Here is a 26776-nt window from a genome sequence, read left to right on the forward strand (position 1 = left end):
CGTAAAAGGTCGCAGCGTAAATGTCGTCGTTGCGCAGCGAAATGGCCGGAAATACCTCAAGACGGAGGCGGATGCCTATCGCCCGGACAATCTATTGAGTCTTCCTGAATGTACCGTATAACCTCAAAACCGTAAAATGAAAATATTCATCATGCTGACCCTCGTCGTCAGCCTTGCCGCCTGTGGCGGCGACTCATCCAGCCCTACCGCCGCCGTCGCCTCGCCCACCTCTAAGAACATCGGCGACCCGGTCGACGTAGGCAACTTCTCGTATGTCGTCAACAACGCCAAATTCCTGAAAGAGGTCGGCGGCGAGCTCGACCAGAAAAAAGCCGACGGCGTTTTCCTCGTGATAAATGTCACCTTCCGGAACAACGACAAGGAAGAACACACCCTCGACAATTCCCTCTTTAAATTAACCGACGACAAGGGCACCGAGTTCGAAAGCTCTTCCGACGGCGAGTCCGCCCTCGAAATGGCCGGCAAGGAAACCCTTTTCGCCAAAGAGTGCAACCCGAACATCACCAAGTCCGGCCTGCTCATCTTCGAGGTCCCCCACGAGGGCACCTACAACCTGCACCTGAGCGGCGGGCTCTGGAATGGGGAGGAGGCGGTGGTAAAGGTGCCTTGAGGCCGCCCAGGACGATATTAGACTTTTGTCGGGATTACGCAAAAAGGAGAAGCCATTTATGTCCTGGACTGGCAACACGACTGTTTCTATTTTGAACCGAGGCGATTAACCGTAGATTTCTTGCGGGAGGACGCACCCATCTCTTTTATCCCCAATGGCGACTATTATATATTTTATCACCAAAGACCGACAAAATGTTTGGTTCGGGCACCCTTGGGAAAAGACCATTACATTGATAGGGGAAAAATTGATCTCCGCCGCCGCCGTCAACCTTCCATCGGGAATATAATCATCTTTCCCTCCCTGTGCATACCCCTGATCGTCGAAAGAAGCCATCTGGAATAAAAGGAAAACCCCTCGTCGTCGTATTTGGAAAATAACTCGAAGGCGTCTCCGCTCCAATCGACTACGATATAGGAATAAAATCCGCCACTCTTGCCCGTCCCCCAGAGGAGCCCGTCTTTCGTCCGATGGAAGGGGAAGCCAAAGTCCGTGCTGACGTAGCGTGAAAACGCCTCGTCGTTGCCCGTATATTGGTCATAGGCTACTGAAACCCTGTGGGTTTGGAATGAATACCTGCCGTTGGAGTATACGTCGTCAACGCCTGTAAGGTTTTCGCCTTTTACACGCTTAAAGCCTTTCGGGAAAGACAGCTGTGCTGAAGCTACGATCACGCAGCACAAAAGGAAGGAGCCAATTATAGCTCGCCGGTCAATAATATGCATTGGTCCAGTTGTAGCTTGTCCCGATGTTCCTGCCAGTTGGCAAAGGGATATTCGTCGTTTGAGAATATTTCCAGGTACTTGCCGACCCTTTCGAACCGTTCTTCTTCGTCGACGAAATACTCTTCTGGACAGACGCCGTCCTCGTCCAGTGCATTATCGTCAAAAGCCTTCCAATATCCCTCATTCAGGATGGCATTCAAATGGTCGACATTTTTCGCCGGAGGTAAAACGTCTTTGAAGGGTTGAGGAGAATGTCTTTGACTCAGCATGTCATCGAGCTCGGCTGGCTCCTCCAGGAAATATTGATAATCGCTGTTATAGCCATCCAGCGGTTCGCCGTCTTTATCCAGATTATAGAGAAGCACGTCGCCATCGTGCAGGTGAAATGATAAGGCATAGGTGTTCAACCGCTTGCTCAGGCCATTGGTCAGGTCGTACAGGTAAAAGGGCTTATCGAGGTTGACGGCTATTTCGATGACGGTTGTCCAATTGCCATGCTGTTCCGTAGTCAGGTAGGTAATGCCTTGTTTAAATCTTCCCTCCAGTACGTCTCCGGAGGCCAGTGACGTATTGATTTTATGGATGCCGTGCATTTGTGTCAGCTCATCGGCCACTGCGTTGGCGACATCGGTTTGGCTCCTTTGATAAACGTGAAGAACAGTTGTGAAAAGACCCATGGTTGAATTTTATTGTTTTGAAAGTTCGTCGCTATCGTATCAGCACAACCGTCCCCCTCTTCTGCACAAGCCCCCCATTGACATCGATCCCCGCAACCATCCAAACATACACGCCTGCAGGCGCGCGGGCGCCATCCCAGACGACGTCGGGGTTCGCGGTGCGGAAAACGGTCTTGCCCCAGCGGTCGACGACGAGGAACTCTTTGAAGTCCTTGATGCCGACGGGGACGATACGGAGCACGTCGTTGACGCCGTCGCCGTTGGGGGTGAACGCGCCGGGCACGTAGATGTCCGGGCCCCGGAAGACCTTGATCGTGACGGCGGCGACGCCCTCACAGCCGGCGGGGGTGGTGGCGGTTACGGTGTACCGCACACTCGCGGTGGGCTGGGCGACCGGGGCGGCGATCATGGGGTTGCTGAGTCCGTCGGGGGGCGACCAGACAAAAGACGTAAACCCGGTATTATCGACGTCCCGCGCCGACAGGGGTACGGGCTGGCCGGTGGCCACGGTGGTATCGTCGCCGGCAAATAGCGGCGCCGGCGGGTCGACGGTAACCGTTACCGTGGAGGGCGCCAGCGACGTGCAGCCGTTGGCGTCGATGACGTTCAGGGAATACGTCGTGGTTTGGGTGAGGCCCTGGACGACGGGATCGGCGGTGCGGGTATCGGAAAGACCGGCAGCGGGGCTCCAGAGGTACTGGACGCCGCCACCGCCGTGGAGCTGGCCCGAGCCGCCGTAGCAAACGGCGGCCCGCGGACCCGCCACCGCGATGGGCGCGGGGTTCACCATGATCTTTACGGAATCGCTGTCCACACAGACGCCGTTGGTGGCGGTGAGGGTATAGACCGTCGTAACGGACGGCGAAGCCACCGGCGAAAGCGACGCCGTTTGGGTGAGGCCGGTCGCGGGTGACCAGGCGACGCGGGGGGCGTTGGAAGCGCCGGCCAGCCTCGTGCCGCCGCCCTGACAAATGGTGGCCGCGCTCCCGGCATCGACGGTCACGTCGTCCAATACGCGTAGCGTCAGCGTATCGGAGGCCGTGCAGCCGGCCGCGTCCATGGTCCATACCTTGTGCAAACCGGTGTCCAGTGATGAAATAATGCCGCCGACGACAAAATGGACACCGTCAGGGGAATAGGTATAGGGTGCAAGGCCGCCCGAGGCCACCGCCGTGATCGTCCCGTCATTGTTCTTACAGCTCACGGTCGTGCCGGTCAGTGTCAGGGAAGGCGCCGGCGATACCGAAAGGGGGATCACCGTAGAAGCGATCACGCCCCGTGAATCCCGGACCGTTATGGTGTAAGAACCCGCGCCAAGACCCGTAAAAATATTGCTGTTTTGGAAGGGCGATCCGTCGAGGGAATACTCGTAAGGCGGAAAACCGCCGGTAGGCCTACCGGTGACGGAGCCGTCGGGGACTCCGCAACGGCCGTTCACGCTGACGGCCGCGATCGAGAGACAACCGGAGCCCAGGGATACGTCCATACCGGCGAGCTGCCCGTTGGCGTCCTTTGCAAAAAGTTTGTAAGTACCGGGGGCGAGCCCCCCGAACACCGGGCTGTATTGGAACGTAGCGCCCCCGTCGAGTGAATACGCATAGGGCGGGGTACCCATGGATGCCTGCGCAATGATAGCGCCGTTAACGGAGCCGCAGTCCGGCGTCACCAGGGTCGGTGTCAACACGACGCAGTTCGGATAGATCACGACGGCTTCCATGAATTCATTGTCCGACGCGTCTTTTACATACACCCTGGTCAGACCCGGGGAGAGGTTCGGGAGGGTATTCGTATGTTGAAAATTGACGCCGTCCGTCGAAAACGTATAGGGCCAGGGTTCGCCCGCCGTCACCGGTTCTATATCGATATAGCCGTTGTTGCCGCAGGCGCCCTGGCTATAGGAAACGTATACGCCCTGCGGGATGAGCGTGCAGTTGTAGTTGTATTGCAGGGGACCGTTCACCTTGGTCGTGCAGCCGTTGGCGTCCCTGACAAAAAAATAGTATTGCCCGTTGGGGAGGTCGTTAAAAACGTTGCCGGCCTGGTAATTGACCTGGTCCATGCTAAAGGCGTAGGGTGGCGCGCCGCCGCTGACATTAAGCGTGACCATGGCGTCCGAGGCCAGGCAGGCGGACGGGGCCGTATAAGCACCTACGGTGGCCGTCGGAGAAGAAAACATAGACACGAGCGTCACCGGCGTGGTGACCCTGCGCCCCGAAGCGTCGATGGTGAGCAGGGTATGGGCGCCCGCCGGCACCCCGTAAAATATGCCCTGGTTTTTTGCCGCGCCGCCATCCAGGGAATATTGATAGGGCGCCGTTCCGGCGGACGGCATGATGGCGATGGTACCGTTTGCCGACCCGCAGGTCGGACCCGTAAAAACTATATCCACGGAAAAAGCGCCCGTCACCTTCAGGCTATCGATCTGTCCGACCTGGGCGGCGGCAGGGACGCAAAAGGTAAGCGCAGTCGTTAAAAGGGCTAGCCAGGGGCTGAGGCGCGGCATACGCGCTAAAGTTAAACAAAGCGGGCCGGATGTAAAGATGGATTTCCGGTTGGATTACACGTTAAAACGGAAGTGCATAATGTCCCCGTCCTCGACGGTATAATCCTTCCCCTGGACGGCCAGCTTGCCGGCGTCGCGGCAGGCGGCTTCGGAGCCGTACTTTACGAAGTCCGCGTAGCGGATCACCTCCGCGCGGATAAAGCCCTTTTCGAAGTCGGTGTGGATGACGCCGGCGGCCTGCGGCGCCAGCATGCCGCGGGTGATGGTCCAAGCGCGGACTTCCTGGACGCCGGCGGTGAAATAGGTGATCAGGTGGAGCAAATGATAGGTCGACTTGATCAGCCGGGCGACGCCGCTTTCGTGCAGGCCCATGTCCTCCAGGAACAGCTGCCGGTCCTCAAAGCTTTCCATGACGGCGATCTCGCTTTCGATCTCGGCGCTAACCAGCAGGACCTCGGCCTGTTCTCCCTTGATGGCTTCCAGGACGGCGGCGGTGTGCTTATTCCCGCTGACGACCGATTTCTCGTCGACGTTGCAGACGTAGATGACGGGTTTGATGGTCAGGAGACCCAATTCCCGAAGGTATTTTTCCTTGTCCTCGGGGGATACATCGTATGCGCGGGCGTTGCGACCGGATTCCAAAAACGCCTTGAGACCCGTGAGGATCTCGTAGGCGCGGGAGGCGTCCTTGTCCCCGGCTTTGGCCTGCTTCTCGATGCGGCTGATCTTTTTATCGACGCCGTCGAGGTCCTTGAGCTGGAGCTCTATGTCGATGATCTCCTTGTCCCGGACGGGGTTGACGCTGCCATCCACGTGGATGACGTTGTCGTCGTCAAAACAGCGGAGGACGTGTATAATAGCATCGGTATTGCGGATATTCCCGAGGAACTGGTTACCCAACCCTTCGCCCTTGGAGGCGCCCTTGACCAGCCCTGCTATGTCGACGATTTCGACGGTAGTCGGAACCACGCGCTGGGGTTTGACAAGGCGTTCCAGCTCGATGAGACGCTCGTCCGGGACCGTAATCACCCCCACATTGGGCTCTATCGTACAGAAGGGAAAATTAGCCGCCTGGGCCTTTGCGTTGCTCAGCGCATTAAAAAGTGTCGACTTACCAACATTCGGGAGACCTACGATACCAGCTTGTAATGCCATATTATCAATTGATTGAACCTCGGATTGAACCTAGGATTGCCCGTCCTGCTCTTGGCGCCTTGCTCCCTTTGCACTTGTTTTTGCGGGCACCGCAACACAAGTGCAGAGGGAGCAAGGCGCCAAGAGCAGGACGGAAACGCGCGCAAAGGTACGGATATTATATATTTGCGCATGGCCCTGAACATCGTATGGTTTGCCTTTTTTGCGATAGCCCTGGCGGTTGCCTGCGTCAAGTGCGCCATCACCGGGGACCCGCACATCTTCCAAACTCTTGGGGAAGGTGTCTTTGACGCCGCCAAGACGTCAATTACCGATGTGGCCTTCCCTTTGGCCGGGGCGATGATCTTCTTCCTGGGCTTGCTCAAGATAGGGGAGCAGGCGGGGATCGTCAACAGGCTGTCGAAGCTGCTGGGGCCGTTCTTTAAACGCCTCTTCCCCGAAGTCCCCAAGGATCACCCGGCGACGGGCCACATGGTCATGAACTTCTCGGCGAACATGCTGGGGCTGGACAACGCCGCGACCCCCTTCGCGCTCAAGGCCATGGACAGCCTCCAGACCCTCAACCCCGACAAAGAAACGGCCAGCAACGCCCAGATCATGTTCCTGGTCCTCCATACCTCCGGTTTGACCCTCATCCCGCTGACCGCCATGGCTTTCCGGGCGAGCATGGGGTCCGTGGCGCCGGCGGCGATCTTTGTGCCCTGCGCGCTGGCGACGGTGTCCAGCACGATCATGAGCATCCTGGTGATGACGGTGGTACAGAAGATCCGTATCGACTGGGTGCTGGCGGGCGGACTGGCTGCGATGGCCGGGCTGGTCGCGGGATTGCTCCTGCTGGTGGACTCCCTGAGCGAGGCGCAAAGGAATACCTTTTCCCAAACCGCGGGAAACCTGTTGCTGCTAATACTGATCGTCGGGTTTTTAACCGCGGGCCTGATAAAAAAGGTAAAGATCTTCGACGCCTTTATCGATGGCGCCAAGGAAGGCTGGGCCGTGGTCGTGCGCATCATGCCCTACCTGGTGGGGATGCTCGTCGGTATCCGGCTTTTCCGGGACTCGGGCGCGCTGGACTATGTCACGCAGGGTCTCGGATGGGCGATCGGCAGGCTCGGCGTCAACACCGATTTCGTACCCGCCCTGCCGGTGGCCCTGATGCGCCCGTTCAGCGGTTCCGGTAGCCGGGGGATGATGCTCGACATCATGAAACGCTATACGCCGGATTCATTCGTAGGGTCGCTCGCGAGCATCATGCAAAATTCAGCGGAGACAACTTTTTTGATCATAGCTTTGTACTTTGGCAGCGTCGGGATCAAAAAAGTACGCTACGCCATCTGGACCGGTCTCGTGGCCGATTTTCTTGGCGTGGTGTGTGCGATCGTGATCGCCTACATCTTCTTTCATCACTAATATAACCTCTTGAAGAAGCAGGAGCTCCGGCTGATCACGTGGTCTATCATATTTAGCGCGGCGATCTGCGGTTTGAAGTTTTACACCTATTACCTGTCGCGTTCGGTCGTCATCCTGTCCGACGCGCTGGAGTCCATCATCAACGTGGTCACGGGGCTGTTTGCGTTTTACAGCATCCGCCTCTCGGCGCGACCGAGCGATACGAACCACCCTTACGGGCATGGGAAGATCGAGTTTTTCTCTATAGCTTTTGAAGGGACGATGATCGCTTTTGCCGGTGTGGCGATCGTATACGAGGCGGTGCTGCACTACTTTCACCCCCAGCCGTTGTCCGGCCTGCACACGGCGCTCTGGCTGGTGGCCGTCAGCGGCGCGGCCAACGGCCTGCTCGGCTGGTGGCTGGTCAAACGGGGCAAGGCGCTCCAGTCCCTGACCCTCGAAGGCAACGGCCGCCACATCCTGTCCGACAGTTATTCGAGCATTGGCGTCCTGGTGGCGGTGGGTTTTATCGCGATGACCGGTTTGGTATGGGCGGACCCGTTGGCGTCGATGATCGCGGGTATCCTGATCCTGGTGAGCGGCTACCGGCTCCTCCGGCAGTCGGTGTCCGGGCTGATGGACGAGACCGACCTGACCGTGGTCGACGAGGTGGTCGGCATTTTGAGCGCGCACCGTGAGCCAGCGTGGATCGACATCCACAACATGCGCGTCCAGCGCTTCGGGACGCACTACCACATCGACTGTCACGTCACCTTACCCTACTATTATACTTTGGAGACGGTGCACGAGATCATCACCCGGCTGGCTGCCACGGTCAACGACAATTTCACCAAGGGGGAAGTGGAATTCTTTATCCATACCGACCCCTGTATACCCGAATGTTGTCATTACTGCGCCGTCACCAATTGCCCCGCCCGGAAGGAACCCTATTCGCTCCACATCGAATGGAGCCGGAAAAACGTCCTTCCCAACCGGAAGCACTACCTGGAAAATGCTACATTTGCCGGTTGATATGCAACGGCCCGACGTTTGTGTCCTGATCCCGACGTTTAATAATGCCGAGACCCTCTCCACGGTCATCGGGGGCGTGCTGGCGCATACCCCCCGGGTCATCGTGGTCAACGACGGATCGACCGACCGCACGGGGGAAATCCTGGCACGTTTTCCGATGGTATCTGTCGTAGCGTATGCGCGGAACCGGGGGAAAGGTTTTGCGTTACGGCAGGGTTTTATCAAGGCATTGTCGCTGGGTTACCGGTATGCGATCACCATCGACTCCGACGGTCAGCACTACCCGGAGGACCTGGACACCTTCGAGCGCGCCCTGGCAACGCACGAAGGCGCCCTGATCGTGGGCGCCCGCAACATGGAAAACGCAGACCAGCCCGGCGGCAGCAGTTTCGGGAACCGGTTCTCCAACTTCTGGTTCCACCTGGAGACGGGTATCCGGTGTCCGGATACCCAAAGCGGTTACCGGCTGTACCCGATCGAGCGCCTCCGTAAGGTCCGGTGGTGGACGCGCAAATACGAGTTCGAGGTGGAGGTCCTGGTGCGGGCGGCGTGGCGGAAGGTGCCCGTGGTATCGGTGCCGGTCAGGGTCTATTATCCGCCCCCGGAGGAGCGGGTGACGCACTTCAGGCCGTTCAAGGATTTTACGCGCATCAGCGTGCTGAATACGGCGCTGGTGCTCATTATGATTACTACATTCAAATGGATCCGATAGTCATAACAGGAATAGGCATTACGACGGCGCTGGGAAGCGGGCTGGAGGCCAACCACCGGGCGCTTCGCGAAGGCAGGGCGGGTATCGGCCGGCTGGAATTGTTCAAGAGCCGCTACGACGGTCTGCTTCCGGTAGCGGAGATCAAAACGACGGATGCCGTTTTGCGGGAGCGTCTTAACGCGCATGAACGCGGCGTCACGCGCACGATGTTGCTGGCCCTGGAGGCGTTTAACGAGGCCGTCGCGGACGCGGGTATCCTTTCATTCGGGCGCGTGGCCCTCGTCTGCGGCAACACCGTCGGCGGGATGTGCCTGACCGACGAGCTCTATCGGGACGCGCACAAACAATCCGACGGGTCCGAGTACCTGTCGAGCTATGACGGGGGCTCGATCGCGCTGTATCTCCAGGAGCGCTTTGGGATCGGCGGCGTCATCGACTCGATGAACACGGCCTGCTCCTCCTCCGCCAACGCCATCGGCTACGGTGCCCGTCTGATCCGGCACGGGTTGGCCGACACCGTCATCGCGGGCGGCGTGGACGCGCTCGCCAAGTTCACCATCAACGGGTTCAACGCCCTGCATATATTATCCCCCGAACCCTGCCGTCCCTTTGACGAGACCCGCCAGGGGCTCAATCTGGGGGAGGGCGCGGCTTTTGTCGTCCTTCAGAGGGAGCGCCCGGGACAACGCGTGTACGCGCGGCTCACCGGTTTTGGCAACAGCAACGACGCGTTTCACCCGTCTTCGCTGTCGGACGAAGGCGACGGGCCCTACCTGGCGATGGCCGAGGCCCTCGAGACCGCCGGCCTGGCGCCCCGGGACATCAGCTATATCAACGCCCACGGTACCGCCACGGAGAACAACGACCTCGTCGAAGGCATCGCCATGACGCGGTTATTCGGCCCCGGTGGCGTCCCGCCCTTTGCCTCCACCAAGTCCTTTACCGGGCACACCCTGGGGGCCGCGGGCGCGGTCGAGGCGGTTTTTTCCGTCCTGGGGCTGGTCCATGACGAGGCCTACCCGAGCTTGCGGTGCACACAGCCGATCGCGGCCCTGACACCCGTCACGTCGCTGACGTCGCTCCCGATGGAGCACATTATGTCGAACTCCTTTGGGTTTGGCGGGAATTGTTCGTCCCTCGTTTTTTCAAAAGCCTGAGTCATGCTCTTCATACATCGGTCATATTGCGTTTTTCCCCAGTCGGCCGACGACCTGGATACCTTGTTGCCTTCGCGGGATAACCAGCTTTTTGTCGTGGAGCCGGGGTATCCGGATATTCCGCCGGGGCTCCTGCGGCGGATGGGGAAGGCGGTGAAGATCAGCGTGGGGGCGGCATTGCCGCTGCTCCGCGGTTCCGGTGCGCCCGATGGCATCATCCTCGGCACCGGCAACGGCGGTCTCGAGGACTGTATCAAGTTCCTCGACCAGATCATTCAATACGACGAGGGCATGCTCACCCCGGCGAACTTCGTGCAGAGCACGGCCAACGCGATGGCGTCGCAGATCAGCCTGCTGACCAGGAACAAGGGGTACAACTGCACGCACATCCACCGCGGTCTGGCGTTCGAGCAGGCGCTGCTGGACGCCTGCCTGCAGGTGGCCGAAAAACCCGATCGCACCTTCCTGGTCGGCGGCGGCGACGAAATCTCCTCCTACAACAACCACATCGAGGCGTTGGCGGGGTCTTTTAAAGCCGAACCATGTTCCAATACCGAACTCTACGACAGCCAGACCCCGGGGTCCCTGGCGGGGGAGGGGGCGGCGTTGTTCCGCGTGGGCGGGGCGCGGGGCGCGGGTGGCGAGGCGGGTGCGGGGGCCGTGGGTCACGTCCCCGGCGCGGGTCCCGCGATCGTGATCGAGGCCATCGAGACGATGCACACCCGCGACGTGGCCGCCGTAGCCGAGCGGCTGGGCCGGTTTGCCGCGGGAGCCTTCGCACAGCCGTCCGCCGCGCCTGACCTCCTCCTCACCGGTGAAAACGGCGACATCCGCCTGAAACCTTTTTATGCCGCGGCCGAGCAGGCCCTTGGCCTCCCGGTGGCCCGTTTCAAGCATATGAGCGGCGAGCACCCCACCGCCAGCGCCATCGGCCTTTGGCTGGCTGTACGGGCCCTCGAAACGGGGCACCTGCCCGCGCATATGGTCAAAGACGCCTCCACCGCGCCGCCACGCCGTATTTTACTGTATAACACATACAAAGGACTTCAGCATAGCTTCATTTTGGTTTCTAAGGTTAATGATTAAATTAGCGCACACATTAAAATGTGCCAAACCATGAAGCTACTCACCCTCTCTTTGCTGGCCCTGGCCACCGCCGCCAGCGTGGCCGCTCAAAAGGTTAAGGTTATCGATGGAGACATCAAGGCCCTCGAAGGCCAGGCATCAGTCAACACCAAATTCGACTATGCCGGCCTGACCATCGGCAAAAAGAACATCAGGGACGCCGACTACATCGCTACCCGGAAGGCCGAGCTCAACGACAAAAAGCCCGGTTCCGGCGACACCTGGGCAAAAGCCTGGGTCGACGACCGGCAGTCGCGGTTCGAACCGCGTTTCGACGAAACATTCGCCAAGCTTTCCGGGATGTCCGTGGACAACAAAGGCAAGTATACGCTCATTGTAAAACTGCTGAACCTCGAGCCCGGGGCCGCCGTCGGGTTCAAAACCAGCGCGGAGCTCGACGCCGAAGTGTGGGTCGTCGAGAGCGCAAACCCCGGTAACGTCGTAGCGAAAATATCGATCACCAACGCCCCGGGTAATATGATCGGCGCGGGTATGGACACCGGTATTCGCATCCAGGAGTCTTACGCCACCGCTGCCCGAGGGTTGGCGCGGCTGATCAAGAAAGCGTAGCCGTCATCTTAAAGAACGTGGTCGTCTCGTTGTAGAAACGGGCGACCACCTTCTCCCCATATTTTATCTCCGCCAGGATCGTGGCATTCTCCCGCGGATCGATCATGGTGAGGAACTTCAACGCGTCCGCCTCCTTCACCAGGGCCTTGCGGCGCAGGACGTGGGTCTCGAGGAGCTCCCGGACGATCTGCATCATGGTCACCCCCGGCACCACCGGTTGACCTGGGAAGTGTCCCTCGAAGATCGGGTGGGCCGGGTCGAAGGTGAGCGTCGCCGTGAGCGTGCCCTCCGTGATCGAGCCACCGGCGGTCACGATGCGCACGTCGGAGGTGCGGCAAAAACTATCTAAGAGCCTCATAGCGAGCATTTTTGGAACTCATTGTTCGAGTTTTTTCAGCGTTATCGTGAAGTGAAAAAGCTGGTGATCGATGTGTACGCTATCCGGCACGCCTTCCTGGTAATGTAGCATCTGCGCGATCACGACGGGCTTCCGCCCCGCTTTTTCCACCCGGATCAGGTGCGCGCAGCTGCTGTCGGTAATATAGTAATTCGTTCCCTTTTCCTGCGGAAATGCATAATAGCGGTTGACCCCGTCCGTCAGTACCCGCCCGCCAGCGGTGTGTTCCAGCAGTACCAGCCCGAAGTCCTTGCGGAGGGTCTTGATTACGGCCTTTTTGTCCATCTGTTCGATGATGCGGTGCACCGTAAAGGCGCCGTCGCGGGCAAATTCAAAATCGAAAAAGGTCAACCCCATCTCGCTGGTGAAGACTACCCGCGTACTGCTGTCCGGCATCAACTTCAACACCAACAGGCCGCTAAGGTGCTTGCCGACGACGTCGACTTCGGTTTTGTACAGCGCGGAACCGAGCCTCGGTTTGAATTGTTGTACGCAGGTAACGTCGCCCCCGGTCGGGCGCAGGTGCCGGTACGCGCTGCTACAGCCAGCTGACACCGCGATGGTGCAGACCGTCAGCGCCATCCTAGTGCAGCACAAACAGGTTGTCAGGCAGCGCCACATTCTGCTCCTTGTTTGAAAAGGTAATAACTGTATTGTCCCCCGAGGGCTCGAGCATTTTTATCCGGGCCGGGGTAAAGTCTTTTTTCTCCAAAAGGACCGTCACCGTTTGGAAGAGGTCCTTCAGGTTTTTGGCCACCGGCGTGAGCTCCACCAGCCACGTTTGGCCCCCTTCGAAAACCCTTACGGAAAAATCCGGGTTGTTGACCGCCGTACCCCGCACGCAATCGACCACCAGCTGGTTGATCTGGGCGAACAGCTTGCTCGACTTGGTGGAGACCGAGTTCTCCTTTTGGCCGTCCCGGATGAATACATGGTTGTTCGCCAGGATCATCAGGTATTGGAAGGGCTGGGTGTACTCCATCCGCACGTTGTCCGGGCGGCGGAACCAGAACTTGCCCCGGGAGGTAATCTTTTCGCTGAGCACGCTCAGGTTTTTCTCCTGGACAAAGTCGCACCGCAGGCTGGTGTTCTTTTGGGCCATCGTGGCAAACTGGGTCTTGAAGGGACCGCTGTCCGCCATTAACGTATACCCCGCGTACTGCGCCCTCGCGCCGATGGTTAGGATACAACATAAAAGCATGAATACCTTATGCATAGGGCGCTATATTACACATTTTATCGAGGCGGGTAATCGCGTATCCGGCGGCCCGGGCCCCGTCGATCAACTGGGGCAGCATGACGAGCGTGGCGTCGATGGTATCGTGGAGGAGGACGATCGAGCCGGGTCTCAACGCCTTTTCGATCCGTTTCCGGAGCTTGACGGGGTCGTTGATCACCGTGTCCAGCGACCGGACGTTCCAGCCGATGGGCGTATAACCCTCTTTCCGGATAGCCTTTGCCAGGTTGGGGTTCGTCACCCCATACGGCGGCCGGAACAACCGGGGCGTCAAGCCGGTCACCGCCCGCACCGCCGCATCCATCTGTCTCAGGTCCGCCCGCATATGCCGGGTGGAAAACAGGTCGAACCAAAAGTGATGGGAGTAACTATGGTTACCGACCAGGTGACCTTCGTCGTGTATCCGTCGCAACAGGTTTTCGCGCCCGGGGATGTTTTTGCCGATGCAAAAGAAAGCGGCGGGCGCGTCTTTTTCCTTTAAGATGTCCAGGATTTCGGGGGTGTACTGGTTGGCGGGGCCGTCGTCGAAGGTGAGGGCGATCGCCCGCGCTCCGGTGGCCCCTCCTGGCCCCTTGGTTATCACATCGATATAAAAATTGGACCCTATGTGATAGCTCCCCCAGGCCAGCGGCAACGTATACCCCGCGACCGCCAGAACGTACCCATACCAGGGTGCGTGCCACCAGGCCAGGAGCGCGATGACCCCCGCCAGCGCTATCGTCGTATTCCGCATGTTCAGCATGCCGATACCAGCAAAAGTGAGTGATGGATGTCCAGGTAGTTATTGTATACCAAAACCCTGCCGGCGCCGGCCCGCACCTTTTCGACCGCGAGCCAAAGCCCCACCGCCGAAGCCGTCGGATAGTCGCCGCACCGGTCCCGAAACGGTTCCCCGGTGTCCCCGATGACCGCGTCGATCGGCCCGGGGTGTTTCTCCAGGAAGGCGCGGATGTGCGCGGCCGCGTCTGCGGGTTTATAGAATGTATCGATTCCTTCCAGGCAGACGGTGCCGCCGTCGCCCGCCCTTGTTCCGCCGTCGCCCGCCGGGTGCGGCTCGCCGCTCAGCAAAAAGAACGCCGCACCTTCTCCGTTGATCCTCCCATGTTTATACAGCCCAAGTCGACTTAAAATTGCATGCGAGCCGTCGGTGATTTCGTCGACGCCGCCCACCAGAACGGTGCCGGCGTCGCCCTCCTGAATGAGCATCATCCCATCCAGCAGCGCGTGCTCGAACGAGAAACCCCGGTGGACAAAAGTATTGTTGTAGCCGTGGCAGCCGAGCATCAGCGCGATCTGCGCGCCGACGGTATTGTGCGTGGACTGGATGAAGGCCGTCGGGGTGAGCATCTCTTCTTTGTTCACGACCATCCGGTCGAGGAAGACCGTCGTGTCCTCGAGACAGCCATAGGCGGTGCCTGTAATGATGGCGTCCGGCGTGGCGCCGGCCAGGCACTCCATGCCCGCCGCGACCCCCATCTTTATGATGCGGCTCATCCGCCGGATCATTTTGGGGTCAATGACTTTGCCGTAATCCGGCTCCACGGCACGCAAGCGGTTGCCGTGCGCCGGGTCGCCACCCGGCGCCGCTGCGCCCCGGCCGTCGCCCGGCGCCGCCGCGTCCGGGCCTCCCGGTTGCGCCCCGAGCGCCGACACGATCCCCGTGGAAAGGATATATATACGGTCAGACATGCGAAAAGATTAAAGAGGTGCAGTTCCCGCCGAAGCCAAATGAATTAGAGAGCACGTGACGCACCGGCGCGCCCCGCACAAACCCGATGGCCGGGACGAAGGGCAATCCCTTCATCGGCGTATGCCACCGCAGGTTGGGGTAGATATAGCCCCCCTGGAGCGACAGCACCGAAAAAACCGCCTCGATCCCGCCGCTGCCTCCGAGCGTGTGGCCCGTAAAGGATTTGGTGGAGCTCAGCGGGGGGTAGACCGGGTCGAACAGGGTTTTGACCGCGGTGCCTTCGGCGATGTCGTTATTTTGGGTGCCCGTGCCGTGCAGGTTGATATACCCGATATCCGAAGGCGACAACCCAGCCTTGGCCAGGGCGCCCTTCATCGCCAGGTAGGACCCCGTCCCTTCGGGGGACGACGCCGTTTGGTGGTAGGCGTCGTTGGCGTTGCACCACCCGGTGAGCCGGGCCAGCGGGCCAGATCCGGAGGCCGAAGAACCGGCGGGACGGGCCAGGCGTTCGGAGACAAGCACCACGTACCCCGCGCCTTCGCCCAGGTTGAGTCCCTTTCGGTTCTCATCCATCGGGTGACAGGGTTCCTTGTCCAGGATCATGAGGGTATTGAAGCCGTTGAGCGTGAACCGCGACAGCGCATCTGCGCCGCCGGCAACGACCACGTCCAGGTGTCCCTGCCGGATCAGCCGCGCGCCCATAAAGATGGCGTTCGCCGAAGAAGAGCAGGCGGTGCTGATCGTGCTGACATGGTGATGAATGCCCAGCCGGTCCGCCACCAGTTCGGTGACGGCGCCGCACTCATGGTGGACGACGTCGCGGAGGCGGTAGCGGCCGCCCTTAAAGAAGCCGGGATAAAAGTCCTCCGTGAGGTCCATACCTCCTACGGTGTTCGCGGAAATCAGGCCCACGCGCAGGCCCTCCGTATCAATTCCCCGCAGCGCCTCGCGGGCCGCGATAGCGCTCAAGAGCGCCGTGCGCGGGAGCGTCGCCTGGAGACCCGCCATGGATGCGAGCTCCGCATTGGTATGCGGCACCTCCGCCACCGGCAGTTCGTCCCGGTGCGCCGAACGGAGCAGCCGCATCGGGCCGATCCCGGCGCGTCCGTTGGACAGGGCGTCGAGCGACGCCGCGCTGTCGTCCCCAATGGAGGAAATGACGCCGACCCCGGCGATGTAGACCGGCGCGCCTCCGCCGCTGGGATTTGCGGGCGCTCCCATGCTATGCGGGTTGATGTTCCTTGATGTACTCCGCCATCGTCCGGACGGTGCGGAACACCTTGGGTCCGTCGTCGGCGCTCGCCAGGCGGATCTTGTATTCCTGCTGGAGGAGGACGATCAGCTCCAGCGCGTCGATCGAGTCGAGGCCGAGGCCTTCGACGAACAACGGCTGGTCGTCCCCAATATCTTCCGGTTTGAGGTCTTTCAAATTCAACTGCGCAATGATCTGTCGCTTCAGATCGGCCATCAATTGGTCCATGGTCGGTCGTAGATTTTTTTTAGGTTTTCTGCCGTAAAGGGAGTCGTGCCGGTCTCTTCCACCAGGAAGAGCGCGGCGTCATAGTCGTTGTCCAATACCTCGACCCATCCGCAGACACAGGCTTTGACGAGCCCGGCCGCAAAAAGGCCCTGTACATATTGCGTTATAAAAGTAGCATGGAACGCCTTAAATACAAAAAAAGCATTCTCCCCCTTAAACCCATGCCGGATGCAGATTTCACCGATCACGATGTTGGGGAGCGTATACACGAACAGGGCGGGGCTCGGCATCTCCGCGACGGTCCTATAGTACCGCACGTCCGTATCGAGACTGGCATTCGTATTGGCCAGGATGACGCCGACGTCCTCCGGGCCCAAAGGCGCGGTGCCGCGCACATCCGCCAGCTGCGTCCCCTCCAGCAGCAGCTCCGTGGCCAGGAACCCCAGCTGGCTGAGCGGGTCCATCTTGTAGAACTTCGGATACGAAATAGTCTCCGCCGCGTATACCTCTTCGAGGAAAGCGCGGGCCGTACGCGCATGCACCTCGTGTCTCAGCGCGCCGTCCTTATAGACGCGGCCGCGACGGACCACGCAGCTGGCCGCGATAAAACCCGGGAGGGCGCCCGATATGGCCGTCCCGCTACTCAACGGCCGACTTTTTACGCGCGGCGTCGCGGAAATTAATGAGTGACTGCAGTTTGTAAAGCGCGGTCTCGTGGTTCCTGACGTAGGGGTTCGACATGTCCCACACGTACCCGGCGAGCACCGAGCATATCTGGCTCTTGATCAGCGGGTCCTGGTCGTCGGCAAAGAAGATCGTGTCCAGCACGCCCTCGTACCAGGTGTTGACATACGAGCGGAATGTGTTGACGCCCTGCATCATGGGTTCTGCGTACTCTTTGGCCCAGTCAACGGACTCGCCCTTCAAAGCGCGGGTCACGAGGTGCGCCGCCATCTGGCTGGAGACCGTGGCCAGCGTCACGCCGGATGAAAAGACCGGGTCGAGGAACTCGGTCACGTTGCCCGTCAGGACAAAACCATTCCCCGAGAATGTATCCGTCGTGCTCGACCACGACTGAAGCGTGCGCGGTTCCCACAGGAACTCGACGCCCTCCATCCGCTCTGCGATATACGGTTGCGACGCAATAAGCGCCCGCATCTGCGCCTCGCCGCTATTGAACCCTGCCCCCCCGGTGCCGCCCGCATTCGGGCCGGCCGCGCCGGAAGCCGCGCCCACAGTGGACCCGGCAGCCGCCGCGCCGTCGAAAAAGCCCGGATCCCCCACAAACCCCACGGACGTGACCCCACTGGAAAACGGTATCACCCAAATCCAAACCCCCGGCTTATGCACCACGATCGTGATCCGGTTCGGCTCATCCGCCATCGACCGGCGCGGATCGCGCAAATGCACGAACACCGCCCGGCGGGGTGGGAGGGAGGACGGCTTGTCCAACCCAAAGAGCCGGGGGATCACCCGACCATAGCCGGAGCCGTCGACGATAAATCGCGCGGAAACAGACGACCCATCGTCCAACGTCGTAACGGAAGACCCGTCGGAAGAAAAGTCGATCCCCGTAACCGAAACCCCGTAGGATACCGGCACTCCCATGGCCTCCACCGTATCCGCCAATATCTTATCGAACTCCGCCCGCGGCACCTGCCACGTCCAGGTCCAACCCGCCGTAAACGCCTCGCCGAAGGAGTAGTCGCAGATCTTGCCGTTCTTTTCGAACTTGGCACCGCCCTTTTCCTGGAAACCAGCGGCCCGTACGGCGTCCAAAAAGCCAGCCTCGTCGAGCGCCTCCATACACCGCGGCAGCAGGCTCTCGCCGATGACAAAACGGGGGAACTGTTGTTTTTCCACGATCCGGACGCTAAACCCGGCCTGGTGGATGATGGAAGCGGCCACCGTACCCGCGGGTCCGGCGCCGATGACAAGCACGTCTACGGAAGAAGATGGGGTCATACAACTTTTTTACACTTGAGTAAAGTATGGCTGAGTCCGATGTGATCGGTTTGTTCGACGACCTCGAACCCGGCCGCGCGAACGCAGTCGATAAACACCTGCGAATGGTACATCTGGCTGTTCCCGTTGGCCAGCGCGGTAAAGTAGATCGACGTCTGCTGGAGACAAAAGGCGGCGGTCTCGAAACGCTGGAGGTCCCAGAACGCCTCCAGGATCAGCACATAGCCCTCCTCGGAAAGGGCGTTATAACAGCGCTTTAGTATGGACACGATTTCCTCCTCCGAAAAACAATCCAGGAACTGGCTCATCCAGATGACGTCAAAACCGGTCGGGAAGGGCTGCGAAGGATCGAGCAGGTTCGAGGGGAAGAACGACACCCGGTCAGTCAGGCCGAGCTCGGAAATACGTTGCTCTGCCACATTCAACTGCCCCGGCAGGTCCATGATCGTGACGTGCACGTCCGGCGAATGACGAGACGAAGCGATCGCCCACTTCCCCGTATTGCCACCGATGTCCAGGAGGCGCTTTACGCCGTCCTTGTAAACGTGCCGCAGCACCGCCGGAAAAGCGTTATCCGAAAAGAAGTGATCGAAGGCGAACCAGCTTTTCTGCACGTGCGGCGGGAGCTGCGACAGCCCCTCATAGATCGTGGGCCATTGGCCAAAGACCTTGAGCCCTTCGGCCTTGCCGTTGCGGATGCTGGCCTCCAGGTCGGACAGCCCGTGATAGCACACGTCCTGGACAAAGTCCATGTTGACGCGCGTGAGGGCGTCGTGGAGGATGAAGTACCCCGTTTTGGTCAGGGTATACTTATCTGCGTTCACGACGACGAGCCCGATCCCGAGCCCCGACTCCAGGAGCACCCGGACGCCGTACCGGGAAAGCCCGGTCTGGTCCATGATCTCCGCCTGGGTGAGCCCCGTTGTCCCGCTGGCTTCGACCGCCGCCAGCATACCCGTGTCACGCATGGTCCTGGCGACCTGGAAAACGACCGGGCCAAAGGCGATCCACTGCGCCAGGTCTTTTGCTTCTAAAGCTGTTTTGGTATCCTTCGAGTAAAAGTTCATAGCCTTTTTTCAGAGTTTCAGCCGTGGCATATGTCACGCCGTGGCAAGATCGGTTTTTTCCAATACTACCGCCGCGTTGCACCCCCCGAACCCGGAGGCCGTCTTCAGACACCGCCGCAGCGGCATCGACATGTTCGCGGCAGCTACCGTAACGGGTACGACCGTGCCCGGACGGCGGAATCCCGGCGTTGCCAGCACCAGGTTTTCGCGGAGCGATTGTACCGATATGATCGATTCCAGGAGCCCTGCCGCGCCCAGGGTATGACCGTAATACCCCTTCAGGGAATTGACGGGTACGGACGCCAGACCCGCCAGGTTGATGGCGCGGGCCTCCATATCGTCGTTATATAATGTCGCGGTGCCGTGGGCGGAGATAAAATCGATGGGTTCCCCATGCCACGCCCGGCGGATCGCCATAAACAGTTCTTCACCGGTCCGGGAGGGGCCGGATATGTGGTTGGCGTCGTTGCTGACCGCGCCGCCCGCCAGCCGTATGCCGGACGGATGCTTCGACAGCACCAGGGCCGCCCCGGCCTCGCCCAGCGTAACGCCCTGGCGGTCCGCGTCAAAGGGACGACAGGGCTCCGGGCTGACGGCCTGGAACGACTGGAAACCGGACAGGATAAAACGGGTGATGAGGTCGGCGCCGCACACGAGCGCGTGGTCGTACAACCCGGCCTGGATCAGGCGCATACCCGTAATCATCCCTTGTAACCCGGAGATACAGGCGTGCGACACGACCAGGGGCTCGGCGACAACGCCCAAACGGGACGCGACCAATAAAGCCGATGCGGACAGCGAAAACGCCGCCGGGTCGACTATCCCCGCCTCCAGACGTGAAATATTCCCCTTCGTAGAACAAACGATAAATGCCAGCCGCGGATCGGACGCCGACAGTCCGCTGGCGCCGAGCGCCGAGGAAGCGGCGTCAAAAACAAGGTCGTCAAACAAAGGCCGCTCATCAAACAGCGACGCGTAAAACGGCTTGGGGGACATGTCGGCGCGATCGAACAAACGAACGCCCGACCGACCCGCCGCGATCGCCGCAAAATTCTCCTCCGTGGTGACACCCAGCGGGGAAACGATAGCATCCGATAACACAAAAACGTCGCTCAGCATACTACATCAGGCCATGGGTGATTTTCCAGCGTTCAAAAAAATCGGGGTTGGTCAACAACAGGTTGTTGGTTTCCTTATCCAGGAAAACCTGCACCGAAGTACCCGTAGCCACCAGGTCCTGGGTGCGGGTGTTGTATAACCGGTACGAAAACTCCAGCCGGGCCGCATCGCAGGGGTGGTAAAGCGTTTCCACGACGACGCTGTCGCCGTAGCGAAGGGCCCTTTTATAGTCGCATTGGATACTGACGATGGGCACGACCACGCCTTCCCGGTAAAAGTCCAGGTAGCGGAGCCCGTGGTGAACGCCAAAGGATTCGCGACCGTCCTCGAAGTAACGGATATAGTGTCCATGCCATACGATCCCCAGGGGATCGGCCTCGTTAAAACGGACCGTGATCTCGGTCCGGTCCTTTAGCTGTGTGCCTTCTTCCATTCTTTATACTTATAGCCGTCGATGTCGTCGAAGGCGTCCTTGAGGCCGCTGGCCCAGAAGTTCCGTTCGCCGAAACCGTTACCCGTCTTCCCGTTGATGCGTTCGGTGATGAGTACCGTGTGGGTATCCATATTGACGATGGTTGGCCAGACCACGAATTTCCGGTCGCTTTTGTCCATGGCCTCGACGATGAATACGATACCGATACCCTTTTTGCCGCCCATGTCCAGGTTGCTGACGAGGGCCTTGATGTCGGCTTCTTTCAGCCGCGTGGCGTCGGCGGTATTGCTGGAGATGAGGGCGTCCTTGCTGATATTCGCATTGTGCGCAGTCACGCCGGTAAAATCGTGGTCCAGGGTTTTGTGGCGGAAGGCGCCGGCAACGTCGAATTTTTTAACCTCTTTTACGGTGAGGTCGTTCATCGACGGGAAAACCTTATCCACCATGTTCTCGCCGTTAGCGCCCGGGTCGTTGATGACCCGCGCCAGCGAGAAATCCAACCCCAGATACGTCACGTTCATGGATTCGTTGGCAAAGAAGTCTTTTAGTGTCTGCGCCTGAGCTACGCCCGACAGTACCAGAAAGCAAGCGATTAGTAAGGTCTTATTCATACAATAAAAATTTTCATTTCGCAGGAGGCAAGGGTTTGGTCACCGGCGCGGACTATGCCTTCCACGACGGTCGCGTTAAATATCTGGTGTTTGGTCTCGATAGTCGTGCGCAACGTCGCGCCCGTTTCCGGCAGGGCATGTACCACCAGTTTTTGCACCGCCCCAATATACCCCAGCGGCACCGGTTTTCCCTCAGACCGGGAAATATACCCGGCCCTGGCCGCCGCCGTTTGGGCGATATTTTCCACCAGCCCGGCCTCGGATAACCGACCATCCTCTACCAATACGTGGTCTTCAGGGACTACAAAAAGGCTATACGCCTCGGGGTCCATGGAGAACCGGTCGATCAGCACAAACGGGGGCCGTTGGGGAATGAGGTCAATCATAAGCGCCAAAAATTAAAGTAATTATACCATTGTTCGGGATATTGCCGGACTTTTTTCTCCATACTTCCTACAAAATCGACGAACAGCTCGTCGCGCGTGCGGACCATCGGGGCGCTGGCAAAAAAGTGGTAGTGCGTCGGGCGTTCCTTGAGCGCATAAACAAATGACACGGGCACCTTTAGCGCGGCCGCCAGCTGGAAGGGACCGACGGGGAAAAGCGCGGGCGCCCCGAGGAAATCGGCCTTCATGCTTTTGGCGCCGTCCACAAACCGGTCTGCGTGGATACACACCATGTCGCCCGCCGCCAGCGCGTCGCTGACCGCATAGATATGGGACAGGTCGTCTTTTATCACGATAATATTAGCCCGTCGCTCCCCGGTCACGCTCGTCAGATAGGCCTTGATCCGCTCGTGCTCCGCGTCGTACATCAGGATGTGTATCCGCGTCTCAAGGCGTTGGAGCAGATGACCGGCGATCTCCCAGTTGCCGATGTGGCCGCTGAGGAGGAGGCCGCCTTTCATCGCACGGAGGTGCTCTTCGCCATCAAAGTCAAAGGTGAATTTATTGGGGATGCCCGCCATCAATACGACCCTGTCGATCAGGGTTTGACCGAAGGCGTAGTAGTTGCGGTACAAAGCACATAAAGCTCTAATGCGCCCATACCCGATACGATCCCGGAAATACCGGTACAGCACCGGTTTGGAGAAAAGAAAATACCAACCAGCCACGACCCGCAGGAGGCCATACGCCGGCGTAACCCCCATGGTGCGCAGTACCCATACAAAAATGCGGTACCCCAGCGGGCTGGCCTTCGATTTTCCTTCCCAGGAAGGCATTAATTGACTTTGGAAATAATGTAGTCGTAAAAATCCTGAAAGGTAGCGATACCGGTAAAGTCTTCGGGTTTTACTTTAAAATGGAAGTTATTTTCTATGACAACCACCAGGTCGATATAGTCGAGGCTGTCCAGCTCCAGGACGTCCTTCAGGTTGCCTTCAGGGGTAATGGTATCGGCATCCACTTCAAACTCTTCTACCAGGAAGTGGTTGATTTTTTCGATAATCTCAGAATTAGTTTGGGTTAAGCGCACATTATGGTTTTTGAACAATGAGTGATGAGTTGGTTCCCCCGAAGCCAAAGGAATTAGACAAAAATACGTTTATATTCCGTTCCCTGGTCGCCTGGATCACATCCAGCCGGGCGGAGTCGTCATCCGGGTTTTCGAAATTGATGTTGGGCGCCATGAACGAGTCCCGCATCATCAGCATGCAATACACGATCTCGCTGGCGCCGGCCATCCAGCATTCATGCCCGGTCATCGACTTGGTGGAGCTGACGGGCACCGACCGGTCGCCGAACACCTCAGCTATGGCCCGGGCTTCGCTGGCGTCGCCGGCGGGGGTGGAGGTGGCGTGGGCGTTGACATAGTCGATCTGCCGGGGATCGAGGCCCGCGTCTTTTATAGCGCGTCTTAGGGACCGAACGGGTCCTTCGACGGTCGGGTTGGAAATATGGTCCCCATTGGACGAGAAACCGTACCCGATGACCTCTCCCAGGATAGGCGCCCCGCGTTTGACGGCGTGGTCCCAGTTCTCCAGGATGACCGTCGCCGCGCCCCCGCTGGGGATCAGCCCGTCCCGGTCCCGGTCGAAGGGCCGGGAGGCCTTTGCCGGCTCCGACTCCCGCACCGAAAACGCCGACAGGGCGTCAAACGTGGTCATGGATAAGTAGTTGATTTCCTGAGCGCCACCGGTTACGATGATGTCCTGGAGCCCGGACTTGATAAAGTGGTACCCCAGCCCCACCGAGTGGGAGCCGCTGGCGCAGGCCGCGCTGATGGTAAAGTTGACCCCCTTTAGCTTGAAGATGGTGGCCAGGTTCATGGTCACCGTGGAGTTCAGCGTTTGGAAAACCGAGGCCGATCCCACCAGGGTCGTGTCTTTTTTGATGCGTATCAGGTCGTTGGCGTCGATCACCGGTTTGGCCGAGCTGTCGTTCCCATACAGGATACCGACCTCGTTCCGGGCGATGATGTCGGCGTCTAGCCCCGCCTGGAGCATAGCTTCCACAGTCGCCATATATGCGTACTCCCCCTGCTCGGGCAGCATCATCCGCGACCGGCGGTCCAGCTTGTCCTTCAGGTTCGGCCGGTCGACGTACCCCGTCAGGGCGGAGCGGTAACCGTATTCTTTCCGCACGGGGTCGAAAATGATCCCCGAACGGCCTTTGTATAAAGAATCCCGGACCTCCTCACGATTTTTACCCAGACAGGAATAAATACCGAGGCCGGTGATAGCAACCCTATTCATGCGTGAAAAATAGCGTAAATTTTTTAAATCGCCCGTCAGGGCTGCGCCACCCTAGGAGTATATCCCCCCGTTGACGGAGATAACTTCACCCGTTATGTAGGACGCCCCGGGCGATGCCAGGAACGCCACCACATGCGCGATCTCTTCCGGCTCGCCAAAACGGCCCATGGGGATGAGCGCCTTCATTTCCTTTTCGGGCACCTTTTCGGTCATGTCGGTTTTTATAAATCCTGGCGCCACCGTGTTAACGGTGATATTGCGTTTGGCAATTTCCTGGGCGAGCGCCTTGGAGGCGGCGATGACGCCCCCCTTGGCGGCAGAATAATTGGTTTGACCGGGGACACCCTTGAGACCGGAGAGGGAGGCGATGGTGACGATGCGCCCATACCGTTTGGCGAGCATGGGCGTGACCACCAGCCGGGTTACGTAAAAGAAGCCATTCAGGCTGGCATTGATCACCGAATCCCACTGCTCGTCCTTCATCCACATCATCAAGCCGTCCTCCTTGATGCCCGCGTTGTTGACGAGGACCTCGATAAAATCGTCCGGATGGCTTTCGATCCAGCCGCCCAGGACGGTTTTTACCTCGTCCTTGTCGCCGACGTCGAACTTGATGATCTCGCCGGTGGCGCCGGCTTCGCGGACGATGTCCAGCGTCTTGAGCGCCTCGGCCTCGTTGGACCTATAGTTGATCAGGATATGGTTCCCGCTTTCCTTGGCGAGCTTTGCGCAAATGGCGCGCCCGATCCCGCGGGAGCCGCCCGTAACCAGCGTACATTTCATCGGTAGATAATTTGATATTAATTGCCCCCCGTAACCTTACGGTTTCATAGTTATAATTTGAATGTCACACCTTCGGGATGCGTCCCCGCGAGGCGGTCCGCCACGCGCCGGAGGTCTTCATATTTGGGTTGGTCTTCTACGAACCTGGGGAACAGCTCCCGCATGTTGGCGTAGATCGTCCTCGTGTTGGTGGATAGTTTATCCGCTGCGTTCAGGTAGTCGATGGCCTGGAGGACCGTCATCATCTGGATCGCCAGCACCTCGAACGAATTATCGATCACCTTTTTCGTCAGGAGCGCGGCGTTACAGCCCATGCTCACGATGTCCTGGTTGTCGTTGTTGTTAGGGATGGAATGCACGTACATCGGGAACGATAGCGTCTGGTTCTCCGCGACGGTGCTCGTGGCCGTGAACTGCATCCCCTGCATCCCGAAGTTGAAGCCCAGCACGCCTAAATTGACAAAGGGCGGCAGGATTTGGTTCAACTTGTCGTTGAGCAGGTAGTTCAGCTGGCGCTCGCTCAGCATGGACAGCCGCGTCATCGCGGTCTTGAGCTTGTCCATCTCCAGCGACACATAGTCCCCGTGGAAGTTCCCCCCGTGGAAGATATTGTTGTTCGCGTGGTCGACGACCGGATTGTCGTTGACGCTGTTGAGCTCGTCGGTGACGACGGTCTCCGCGCCGGCTATGGTATCGAAAATGGGTCCCAGGATCTGGGTCACGCACCGCAGCGAGTAGTACTCCTGGACCTTGTCCTCGAACACTTCGCGCTGGATGTTCTCCGGGTTGTACAGGTGGTCCGCGCGGTCGTGGATCATCCGGCTACCCGCCAGGAGGTCGCGCAGCATCGCGGCCACCCGGTTCTGCCCACGGTGCGGCTTAACCGCATTCAGCTCGTAGGAGAAGTGATCGTCAAAGGCTTCCACGATCTCGTTGGTCATCGCGCTGAGGACCACCGACCAGCAAAGCAGGCGTTTGGCCTGCAGGATATTCACCATGCCGATCCCGGTCATCGCGGAGGTGCCGTTGAGGATGGCGAGGCCTTCACGGATATGGACCTCCAGGGGCTTCAGTCCCAGTTGCTGGAACACCTCTTTCGTCGGCTTCCGCTCCCCTTTATGGGTCACGTAACCTTCCCCGATCAGCGCCAGTCCCAGGTGGGCCAGCTGCACCAGGTCGCCGCTGGCGCCAACGCCGCCGTGCTCATAGATGCAGGGGTAGACCTCCGCGTTAATCATGTCTTTCAACAGGCTGACCAGGTCCGGGTGTACGCCCGAATACGCCTGCATCAGGCTGTTCAGCCGCGCGATCATGACGCTCCTCACCAGGAAAGGCTCGATCAGCTTGCCGCCGCCCGAAGCGTGGCTGCGGATCAGGTTGTATTGGAGCTGCGTCCGGTTGCTTTCGCTCACCTTGTACTGGGCCATCGGCCCAAAACCGGTATTGATCCCGTAGATCAGCTTCTCGTTGGCAAAGTTCTTCAGGAATTGATGGTTAGTGGCTACTTTCTCCACGGTGACCGGGTCCAGGACGACCGGTCGCGAGTTAAACAGGATATCGAACAAGTCATCCGCGGAAAGCCTCCCGCCTCCTATGCTGATCATGTATTAATAAATGTTTTTATAT

General features: G+C 59.2%; 32 protein-coding genes and 1 pseudogene. 10 read left to right on the top strand and 23 right to left on the bottom strand.

The window, feature by feature from the left end; translation table 11 throughout:
* From VL547_RS24095 to VL547_RS24105, 4 genes and pseudogenes are all read left to right on the top strand, one after another.
* The coding region (locus tag VL547_RS24095) for a DUF3892 domain-containing protein (RefSeq protein WP_414648332.1) at positions 1-121 on the top strand (121 nt) is incomplete at its 5' end.
* Between the two features lie 15 nt (positions 122-136).
* Positions 137-631: a DUF4352 domain-containing protein gene (locus tag VL547_RS05245; protein WP_325575951.1), complete on the top strand. Its 495-nt coding sequence runs from the start codon at positions 137-139 to the stop codon at positions 629-631.
* A 33-nt stretch (positions 632-664) separates the two neighbouring features.
* Positions 665-781: pseudogene (locus VL547_RS24100) on the top strand (DUF2716 domain-containing protein); the annotation flags it as partial.
* A 4-nt stretch (positions 782-785) separates the two neighbouring features.
* A complete protein-coding gene (locus tag VL547_RS24105; protein ID WP_414648331.1) occupies positions 786-920 on the top strand; it encodes a DUF2716 domain-containing protein in 135 nt (44 codons plus the stop codon).
* Here the strand turns inward: VL547_RS24105 and VL547_RS05250 are convergent.
* The 4 genes from VL547_RS05250 to ychF all read right to left on the bottom strand — a co-directional run bounded on the left by VL547_RS05250 (position 898) and on the right by ychF (position 5691).
* A complete protein-coding gene (locus tag VL547_RS05250; protein WP_325575953.1) occupies positions 898-1305 on the bottom strand; it encodes a hypothetical protein in 408 nt (135 codons plus the stop codon). The two genes, VL547_RS24105 and VL547_RS05250, sit on opposite strands and share 23 nt — an antisense overlap.
* A 23-nt stretch (positions 1306-1328) precedes the next feature.
* Positions 1329-1949 carry a hypothetical protein gene (locus VL547_RS05255; RefSeq protein WP_325575955.1) on the bottom strand — a complete coding sequence of 207 codons (621 nt, stop codon included), beginning with the start codon at positions 1947-1949 and terminating at the stop codon, positions 1329-1331.
* A gap of 115 nt (positions 1950-2064) precedes the next feature.
* Positions 2065-4536 (bottom strand): gliding motility-associated C-terminal domain-containing protein, encoded by a 2472-nt coding sequence (locus VL547_RS05260; RefSeq protein ID WP_325575957.1) that lies wholly within the window; start codon positions 4534-4536, stop codon positions 2065-2067.
* 54 nt (positions 4537-4590) lie between these two features.
* Complete coding sequence (gene ychF / locus VL547_RS05265; RefSeq protein WP_325575959.1) at positions 4591-5691, bottom strand: redox-regulated ATPase YchF; 1101 nt, start codon at positions 5689-5691, stop codon at positions 4591-4593.
* Positions 5692-5862: 171 nt separating this feature from the next.
* On the opposite strand from ychF, the gene VL547_RS05270 reads away from it, so the two are divergent.
* Genes VL547_RS05270 through VL547_RS05295 form a run of 6 tightly spaced genes read left to right on the top strand, consistent with a single transcriptional unit; the run spans position 5863 to position 11673 of the window.
* Complete coding sequence (locus tag VL547_RS05270; RefSeq protein WP_325575961.1) at positions 5863-7098, top strand: nucleoside recognition domain-containing protein; 1236 nt, start codon at positions 5863-5865, stop codon at positions 7096-7098.
* Positions 7099-7107: 9 nt separating this feature from the next.
* Positions 7108-8109 (top strand): cation diffusion facilitator family transporter, encoded by a 1002-nt coding sequence (locus VL547_RS05275; RefSeq protein WP_325575963.1) that lies wholly within the window; start codon positions 7108-7110, stop codon positions 8107-8109.
* A 1-nt stretch (position 8110) separates the two neighbouring features.
* Positions 8111-8821: a glycosyltransferase family 2 protein gene (locus tag VL547_RS05280; RefSeq protein ID WP_325575966.1), complete on the top strand. Its 711-nt coding sequence runs from the start codon at positions 8111-8113 to the stop codon at positions 8819-8821.
* Positions 8809-9978, top strand: coding sequence for a beta-ketoacyl-[acyl-carrier-protein] synthase family protein (locus tag VL547_RS05285; protein ID WP_325575968.1), 1170 nt, complete (start codon positions 8809-8811; stop codon positions 9976-9978). The genes VL547_RS05280 and VL547_RS05285 overlap by 13 nt, the downstream gene beginning before the upstream one ends.
* Positions 9979-9981: 3 nt before the next feature.
* Entirely contained in the window at positions 9982-11064 is a 1083-nt protein-coding gene (locus VL547_RS05290; protein ID WP_325575970.1) for a beta-ketoacyl synthase chain length factor, read from the top strand.
* A 30-nt stretch (positions 11065-11094) separates the two neighbouring features.
* The gene (locus VL547_RS05295) at positions 11095-11673 is read left to right on the top strand and encodes a hypothetical protein (RefSeq protein WP_325575972.1); all 579 of its coding nucleotides are present in this window, start codon (positions 11095-11097) and stop codon (positions 11671-11673) included.
* Here the strand turns inward: VL547_RS05295 and VL547_RS05300 are convergent.
* From VL547_RS05300 to VL547_RS05390, 19 genes are read right to left on the bottom strand one after another with little or no spacing between them, the layout of a single operon-like run.
* Positions 11660-12031: a 3-hydroxyacyl-ACP dehydratase gene (locus VL547_RS05300; protein ID WP_325575974.1), complete on the bottom strand. Its 372-nt coding sequence runs from the start codon at positions 12029-12031 to the stop codon at positions 11660-11662. The genes VL547_RS05295 and VL547_RS05300 overlap by 14 nt on opposite strands.
* An 18-nt stretch (positions 12032-12049) precedes the next feature.
* Positions 12050-12691: a hypothetical protein gene (locus VL547_RS05305; RefSeq protein WP_325575976.1), complete on the bottom strand. Its 642-nt coding sequence runs from the start codon at positions 12689-12691 to the stop codon at positions 12050-12052.
* The gene (locus tag VL547_RS05310) at positions 12654-13286 is read right to left on the bottom strand and encodes an outer membrane lipoprotein carrier protein LolA (protein WP_325575978.1); all 633 of its coding nucleotides are present in this window, start codon (positions 13284-13286) and stop codon (positions 12654-12656) included. The genes VL547_RS05305 and VL547_RS05310 overlap by 38 nt, the downstream gene beginning before the upstream one ends.
* Complete coding sequence (locus tag VL547_RS05315; RefSeq protein WP_325575980.1) at positions 13279-14049, bottom strand: polysaccharide deacetylase family protein; 771 nt, start codon at positions 14047-14049, stop codon at positions 13279-13281. The genes VL547_RS05310 and VL547_RS05315 overlap by 8 nt, the downstream gene beginning before the upstream one ends.
* Positions 14043-14996, bottom strand: coding sequence for a beta-ketoacyl synthase chain length factor (locus tag VL547_RS05320; protein ID WP_325575982.1), 954 nt, complete (start codon positions 14994-14996; stop codon positions 14043-14045). The genes VL547_RS05315 and VL547_RS05320 overlap by 7 nt, the downstream gene beginning before the upstream one ends.
* Complete coding sequence (locus tag VL547_RS05325; protein WP_325575984.1) at positions 14989-16218, bottom strand: beta-ketoacyl-[acyl-carrier-protein] synthase family protein; 1230 nt, start codon at positions 16216-16218, stop codon at positions 14989-14991. The genes VL547_RS05320 and VL547_RS05325 overlap by 8 nt, the downstream gene beginning before the upstream one ends.
* A gap of 1 nt (position 16219) precedes the next feature.
* The gene (locus VL547_RS05330) at positions 16220-16477 is read right to left on the bottom strand and encodes a phosphopantetheine-binding protein (RefSeq protein ID WP_325575986.1); all 258 of its coding nucleotides are present in this window, start codon (positions 16475-16477) and stop codon (positions 16220-16222) included.
* Positions 16465-17124, bottom strand: a complete 660-nt coding sequence (locus tag VL547_RS05335; RefSeq protein WP_325575988.1) for a hypothetical protein — start codon at positions 17122-17124, stop codon at positions 16465-16467. The genes VL547_RS05330 and VL547_RS05335 overlap by 13 nt, the downstream gene beginning before the upstream one ends.
* The gene (locus VL547_RS05340) at positions 17117-18442 is read right to left on the bottom strand and encodes an NAD(P)/FAD-dependent oxidoreductase (RefSeq protein WP_325575990.1); all 1326 of its coding nucleotides are present in this window, start codon (positions 18440-18442) and stop codon (positions 17117-17119) included. The genes VL547_RS05335 and VL547_RS05340 overlap by 8 nt, the downstream gene beginning before the upstream one ends.
* Positions 18439-19509 carry a methyltransferase gene (locus VL547_RS05345; RefSeq protein ID WP_325575992.1) on the bottom strand — a complete coding sequence of 357 codons (1071 nt, stop codon included), beginning with the start codon at positions 19507-19509 and terminating at the stop codon, positions 18439-18441. Before VL547_RS05345 ends, VL547_RS05340 begins: the two co-directional genes overlap by 4 nt.
* Before the next feature lie 33 nt (positions 19510-19542).
* Positions 19543-20628, bottom strand: a complete 1086-nt coding sequence (locus VL547_RS05350) for a beta-ketoacyl synthase N-terminal-like domain-containing protein (RefSeq protein ID WP_325575994.1) — start codon at positions 20626-20628, stop codon at positions 19543-19545.
* 1 nt (position 20629) lies between these two features.
* Positions 20630-21061 carry an acyl-CoA thioesterase gene (locus VL547_RS05355; protein WP_325575996.1) on the bottom strand — a complete coding sequence of 144 codons (432 nt, stop codon included), beginning with the start codon at positions 21059-21061 and terminating at the stop codon, positions 20630-20632.
* Positions 21040-21672 carry a hypothetical protein gene (locus tag VL547_RS05360; protein ID WP_325575998.1) on the bottom strand — a complete coding sequence of 211 codons (633 nt, stop codon included), beginning with the start codon at positions 21670-21672 and terminating at the stop codon, positions 21040-21042. Before VL547_RS05360 ends, VL547_RS05355 begins: the two co-directional genes overlap by 22 nt.
* Positions 21669-22058 (bottom strand): 3-hydroxyacyl-ACP dehydratase, encoded by a 390-nt coding sequence (locus tag VL547_RS05365; protein WP_325576000.1) that lies wholly within the window; start codon positions 22056-22058, stop codon positions 21669-21671. The genes VL547_RS05360 and VL547_RS05365 overlap by 4 nt, the downstream gene beginning before the upstream one ends.
* Positions 22055-22894, bottom strand: coding sequence for a lipid A biosynthesis acyltransferase (locus VL547_RS05370; RefSeq protein ID WP_325576002.1), 840 nt, complete (start codon positions 22892-22894; stop codon positions 22055-22057). Before VL547_RS05370 ends, VL547_RS05365 begins: the two co-directional genes overlap by 4 nt.
* Positions 22894-23148 (bottom strand): phosphopantetheine-binding protein, encoded by a 255-nt coding sequence (locus VL547_RS05375; RefSeq protein WP_325576004.1) that lies wholly within the window; start codon positions 23146-23148, stop codon positions 22894-22896. Before VL547_RS05375 ends, VL547_RS05370 begins: the two co-directional genes overlap by 1 nt.
* A gap of 1 nt (position 23149) precedes the next feature.
* Entirely contained in the window at positions 23150-24367 is a 1218-nt protein-coding gene (locus VL547_RS05380; protein WP_325576006.1) for a beta-ketoacyl-[acyl-carrier-protein] synthase family protein, read from the bottom strand.
* Positions 24368-24418: 51 nt separating this feature from the next.
* Entirely contained in the window at positions 24419-25150 is a 732-nt protein-coding gene (gene fabG / locus VL547_RS05385) for a 3-oxoacyl-ACP reductase FabG (protein WP_325576008.1), read from the bottom strand.
* Between the two features lie 50 nt (positions 25151-25200).
* Positions 25201-26754 carry an aromatic amino acid ammonia-lyase gene (locus tag VL547_RS05390; RefSeq protein ID WP_325576010.1) on the bottom strand — a complete coding sequence of 518 codons (1554 nt, stop codon included), beginning with the start codon at positions 26752-26754 and terminating at the stop codon, positions 25201-25203.
* Positions 26755-26776: the final 22 nt, after the last annotated feature.

It is taken from the genome of Dinghuibacter sp. (genome assembly GCF_035492835.1).
Taxonomy (GTDB): Bacteria; Bacteroidota; Bacteroidia; order Chitinophagales; family Chitinophagaceae; genus Dinghuibacter.